The organism is Sphingobacterium sp. UBA7253 (assembly GCF_002472745.1).
GTDB lineage: Bacteria > Bacteroidota > Bacteroidia > Sphingobacteriales > Sphingobacteriaceae > Sphingobacterium > Sphingobacterium siyangense.
Genome location: NZ_DKSP01000168.1, coordinates 1 through 5,108, shown reverse-complemented (window position 1 = coordinate 5,108; position 5,108 = coordinate 1). Strand labels below are relative to the sequence as shown.

General features: G+C 39.6%; 5 protein-coding genes. 4 read left to right on the top strand and 1 reads right to left on the bottom strand.

The window, feature by feature from the left end; all coding sequences use genetic code 11:
* The first annotated feature begins 284 nt into the window (after positions 1-284).
* The 4 genes from B2X72_RS17090 to B2X72_RS17075 all read left to right on the top strand — a co-directional run bounded on the left by B2X72_RS17090 (position 285) and on the right by B2X72_RS17075 (position 4,549).
* On the top strand, positions 285-2,036 hold the full coding sequence (locus tag B2X72_RS17090) for an alpha-L-fucosidase (protein WP_376747309.1): 1,752 nt from the start codon (positions 285-287) through the stop codon (positions 2,034-2,036).
* A 160-nt stretch (positions 2,037-2,196) separates the two neighbouring features.
* The gene (locus B2X72_RS17085; protein WP_088161439.1) at positions 2,197-2,652 is read left to right on the top strand and encodes a hypothetical protein; all 456 of its coding nucleotides are present in this window, start codon (positions 2,197-2,199) and stop codon (positions 2,650-2,652) included.
* A gap of 77 nt (positions 2,653-2,729) precedes the next feature.
* Complete coding sequence (locus tag B2X72_RS17080; protein WP_088161440.1) at positions 2,730-3,419, top strand: SIR2 family NAD-dependent protein deacylase; 690 nt, start codon at positions 2,730-2,732, stop codon at positions 3,417-3,419.
* 32 nt (positions 3,420-3,451) lie between these two features.
* Complete coding sequence (locus tag B2X72_RS17075) at positions 3,452-4,549, top strand: DUF2891 domain-containing protein (RefSeq protein WP_286850837.1); 1,098 nt, start codon at positions 3,452-3,454, stop codon at positions 4,547-4,549.
* On the opposite strand, the gene B2X72_RS17070 is transcribed toward B2X72_RS17075, so the two are convergent.
* Positions 4,538-4,816 (bottom strand): winged helix-turn-helix transcriptional regulator, encoded by a 279-nt coding sequence (locus B2X72_RS17070; protein ID WP_280176859.1) that lies wholly within the window; start codon positions 4,814-4,816, stop codon positions 4,538-4,540. The two genes, B2X72_RS17075 and B2X72_RS17070, sit on opposite strands and share 12 nt — an antisense overlap.
* Between the last annotated feature and the right edge of the window lie 292 nt (positions 4,817-5,108).

Genomic DNA, 5,108 nt, shown 5'->3' with positions numbered 1-5,108 from the left:
AGGTCCCTATAAAGTCCCTATTGGATCCGTCTAAGTTATAAGAATATTCCCTGCATGTGTTAAGTTTGAGCTCGAGAAAAATATAATGTTAGATTTCAACCGCTCTCCAACGTAATTTATCCCTTACACAATTGGAATTTGCTGATTTATGTGTATTTTGCCGGCTTAAACTCGTTATGTAATCGATAAAATAGCTTATGAAGTTTCGAAAGATTTCTCTTTTTGTTCTTTTGGCGTCTGCGTGCTTAAACGTTTCAGCTCAGAACAATGTATCAACGCAAAAAATGGATTGGTTTGAAGATGCCAAATTGGGTATTTTTATTCACTGGGGTATTTACTCTGTAGATGGAATCTCAGAATCTTGGTCATTCTTCAATAATTATATTAACCACGACAATTATATCAAACAGCTTAATGGGTTTACAGCCAAGGATTATAAACCCAAGGAATGGGCCAAATTGATTAAAGAAGCTGGTGCGAAATACACGGTGATTACGACCAAACACCATGACGGAATCTCGATGTGGAATACGAAGGCTGATAAAGTGATCACTACATTACAAGACGCGGCTGCAAAACAGGATGTAATTACACCGTTTGTGAAAGCAATACAAGAAGAGGGCTTGCACACTGGACTGTATTATTCGTTACCCGATTGGAGCCACCCATATTATGATGTTTTTACGCGCAATAGAAAGCGTTATGAATTGAAAGGCGAGCCTGCGCGCTGGGATAATTATGTGAAATATTACCAAAAGCAATTGACCGAGCTATCCGAACAATATAAGCCGGAATTACTTTGGTTTGATGGGGATTGGGAGCATAGTGCCGAGGAGTGGAAAGCCAAAGAGACCTTAAATCTTTTGCGGAAATATAATCCGAATATTATTATAAACTCGCGATTGAATCATCATGGAGATTATGATACACCTGAGCAAGGGATTCCGGTCACGCGCCCTGATGCTAAATTTTGGGAACTCTGTTACACGATGAATGATTCTTGGGGCTATCAACCCTTTGATAAAAAGTACAAATCACCCAATATGATCATCCGAACGTTGGTCGATTGTATTTCTATGGGTGGAAACTTATTATTGGATATTGGTCCAAAAGCAGACGGTACGATCCCTGAGGAGCAATTAAATATTTTAAAACAGCTGGGGCGATGGACGAATAAGCATGCGGCTGCGATCTATGGTACAAGAGCCGGTATTCCTTTTGCGAACTACGGTGGGAAATCTGCTTTATCAAAAGACGGAAAAACACTTTATCTGTATGTGTATGAAAAGAAACCCGAATTGCAACTCAAAGGTTTAGTCAATCATTCGGCCATTAAAAGCATTTCAGTTGTCAGTGATGCATCCGCGAAAGTAAGTGTTAAATCTGAAAATGAAACCGTTCGAGTAGACTTGACGAAAGTAAACTTTGATCAGGATGTTACCGTTATTGCACTGAACTTTGCGGAAGCGCTTCGTTGGACTGCGCCTCAGGAGACTGAAGTTACGTTGAAATCTGTGCTGGATAATAAGTTGACAGATCGTGCTTTAGGTCAGATCGCGTCAACACTGCATGCAGGAAAAAATATTTTTGATAATTCCGGGTTAACTGTGGATGGCTTAGATACGAAATTGCCGAGTAGTAATGCGACTAATCCGACGGTATTAAAGTGGATTAAGGATCATGCCGAAGCACTTTATGAGACCGGAAAAGGCTTGCCGGAAGGACATTATGAAGGATTAAGTGCACTTTCCAAAGATCGCCAGACCTTGTATCTATTTGTTGAGGGAAAACCTACTGGCCCAATTGCATTAAAAGGTGTTAAAAATGGAGTCGCTAGGATCCGGGTGGTCGGTGACGGTTCCATGATAAACCATGAGGTTTTCAATAAGCTCTATTGGAGTAGCATCCCGGGTATTATTTACATTCAGGCACCAGTGGAGCGCTTGGATAAAAATATGACCGTTATCGCTGTGTTGTTGGATGGGCCAATACAACTATATCGCGAGAAAGTGGGTGCTATCGAAAATAACCTTTAAGAGGTTGGATTGCGCTTAGCATTGAAAAGAAGCCTAGGATAACAAAATATCCTGGGCTTTTTTATGGGTGATGTAAACCATTCTGATCAATTTCGGGGGTATTCGATGCATTTTCTCCTGAATTGTGGCGCAAAAGCATTTTTTATTATAACTTAGGCCTATGAATCTAATCAAAACTGTTTTGATCCCAATTATTGTTTTTCTTTGTATTTGCTGTTCTTCCGGTGACGGAAGTAAATCCGAGCGGTTGCGGGCAGATTCGTTAGTGAATGAAGTTGTTGACGGAAAGTTAAAGATAACAACACTCGCTGAGTCGAATGAATTTATGTATTTCAACGATAAATACTTTCATGAACCGGCAGATTTAAAAGTCATTCCAAAATTTGATAAAGTGCAGATTCAAGTTGTTACTTACCGAATTTATCAGCATGTCAGACTGAAAAATAATCGTTATGAGTTCAATGTGCAGAAAGCCAGTGAACTGCATATTCCAAATAGCGCTTTTGTGTATTACCAACGTTCTTTTGATGATATGAACCGAAAGGCTGCCTTGAGTAAAGATTCTATCCGACTTGAGCTGCCGGATAACTATGCATCCTTGTTGATAAATGAATGATCCAGATCTACAGACATGATGAAAGTCATATAAAAAGTCAATCTTAACTATAGTATGGAGTAACAAACAGACTTAAGATGAAAAAGAAAAATATTGTTGTATTGACGGGGGCCGGTATTTCGGCTGAAAGTGGTATACCTACATTTAGGGATGCCAATGGATTGTGGGAAGGACATGACGTCATGGAAGTTGCTTCAATTGAAGGTTGGCACAAAAACCCAGCCTTAGTCCAGGAGTTTTATAATCTGAGACGGAAAGCAGCTTTGGTGGCACAGGCAAATGCAGCTCATTATGCGCTGGCAAGATTAGAATCAGCGTACCGCGTGAGTATTGTAACGCAGAATGTAGATCTGCTGCATGAACAGGCGGGATCATCTCATATTGTTCATTTGCATGGCCGCTTGGATCAGGCTAAGTCGTCTATCGATGATCGCTTGGTGTATCCCATTGTCGGTGATGAGATTAAGATGGGCGATCTTTGCGAGAAAGGTAGTCAGCTGAGGCCAAATATAGTCTGGTTTGGAGAAGCTGTGCCAGCCATTGAGGAGGCCATAAGCTTGGTTTCGAATGCCGATATTTTGATTATTATTGGAACCTCCCTACAGGTCTATCCTGCTGCAGGACTTAAAGAATTTGCGCCTAGTCACTGTCAAACGTTTTTAATTGACAAAAAAATACCTAGTGACAGGGCTTTACGTAATATACAGTGTTTTGAGGAGTCGGCGACAATAGCTGTTCCTAAATTGGTAGAACAATTACTTTATTAAGTATTGTATAGTAATATATAAAATAGAGGTTTATGAAAAAAATATTAGGGATTATTTGCCTATCCGTTGCTTTTGCTGCATGTCAAAATAATTCGGAAATCAAAGTAAATACGAGTTCAAATGACCAGCCTTTGACCTTGGATAGCATCCAAGCCAAGCATTTGCTCAGTTTGCCATTGCATTGCATCGAAGTGGAATATCCCAATAAGTTGGGGCAGGTACTCGGTAGTGATAGTGATCTAAAAGCACCGCGCACATTGCATCCAATTTTTTACGGTTGTTTTGACTGGCATTCATCTGTACACAGGTATTGGTCAATTGTACATATTTTGAAGGAATTTCCAAATTTGGACAGTTCGGGTGAAATTCGGCGCCAATTGAACCGAAATATTACGGCGGAAAATGTGGCCGTTGAATTAGATTTCTTTCAAGATAAGAACAATAAGAACTTTGAGCGCACGTATGGTTGGGCTTGGTTGTTGCAGCTGCAGAAGGAATTATTAACTTGGGACGACACAGATGCAAAACGCTGGGCTTCGAATCTTGAGCCCTTGGTAAAACACGTTGTAAAATCTTATCAAGAATATCTGCCCAAATTAGTCTATCCGATTAGGACAGGATATCACGATAATTCGGCATTTGGCCTTTCTCTGTCTCTGGACTATGCAAGAAGTACGGGAAATGTGACGTTTGAAAAATCATTAATGACGAATGCTTCTCGTTTATATAGTCAGGATAAGAACTGCAACATTTCTTTTGAGCCAAGTGGAAGCGACTTTCTTTCTCCTTGTCTTGAAGAAGCCCTCTGTATGAGTTTGGTGCTGCAACAGGAGGATTACCGTAAATGGTTAAAGGATTTTATGCCAGATCTGTTTAATCCCGATTTCAATTTAGAACCAGGTATCGTGAAAGATCGAACGGACGGACATTTGGTCCATCTGGATGGACTTAATTTTAGTCGCGCAAACTGTTTAAACGGTATCGCAAAAGCGCTGCCTGAGTTAAGTTACTTGCATAATTTGGCGAATAAACATTTAAAATACTCTTTGCCCAATATTACCACCAAGGATGATTATATGGGGTCACATTGGTTAGGCACATTTGCACTCTATGCATTATCAAAGCATTGATTCGGGGAGATTATCTTCTCCCCATTTATCCATTAGTGTTAATATTTCCTCGAGCGAACGGCCGAGCGCAGTTAATTCATATTCTACCTTTGGCGGGACTTGCTGATATACTATTCGAGTGATCAGATTGTCCTGCTCAAGTTCCTTTAATTTAGCAATCAGCATACGCTCTGATATGCCTACGAGCTTTTTCCGCAACTCACTATAGCGGAGTTTACCTTCATTTAGCAGATAGGAAAGAAAGTTGATTTTCCATCTGCCGCCTATGGTGGCTAAGGTAAATGCAATACCACAACGATCTTTCCAGTATAGCTCATTGATATGATTGGTTGAATTCTTGTTTATTTATGGCCGATAGCCACAAAATGAATGAATAATAGGTTAGAATATAAAAAACGTGATTTGTGCTAATTTAAGTCTGTTGATTTATACATATAAATCTTGTTTTTTATCTTATATCGCCTATTTATTGATTTAAATAAAGTTTTTGTCTTGTTTATTTAGCTGCCTGTTTTTTTTGCTAGGTTATAAAAAGGCTATAAAATTCAAGATTTGTGCT

Coding starts and splice junctions, on each gene's coding strand:
- B2X72_RS17090 (WP_376747309.1), top strand. CDS start 285: ATGGATTGGTTTGAAGATGCCAAATTGGGTATTTTTATTCACTGGGGT.
- B2X72_RS17085 (WP_088161439.1), top strand. CDS start 2,197: ATGAATCTAATCAAAACTGTTTTGATCCCAATTATTGTTTTTCTTTGT.
- B2X72_RS17080 (WP_088161440.1), top strand. CDS start 2,730: ATGAAAAAGAAAAATATTGTTGTATTGACGGGGGCCGGTATTTCGGCT.
- B2X72_RS17075 (WP_286850837.1), top strand. CDS start 3,452: ATGAAAAAAATATTAGGGATTATTTGCCTATCCGTTGCTTTTGCTGCA.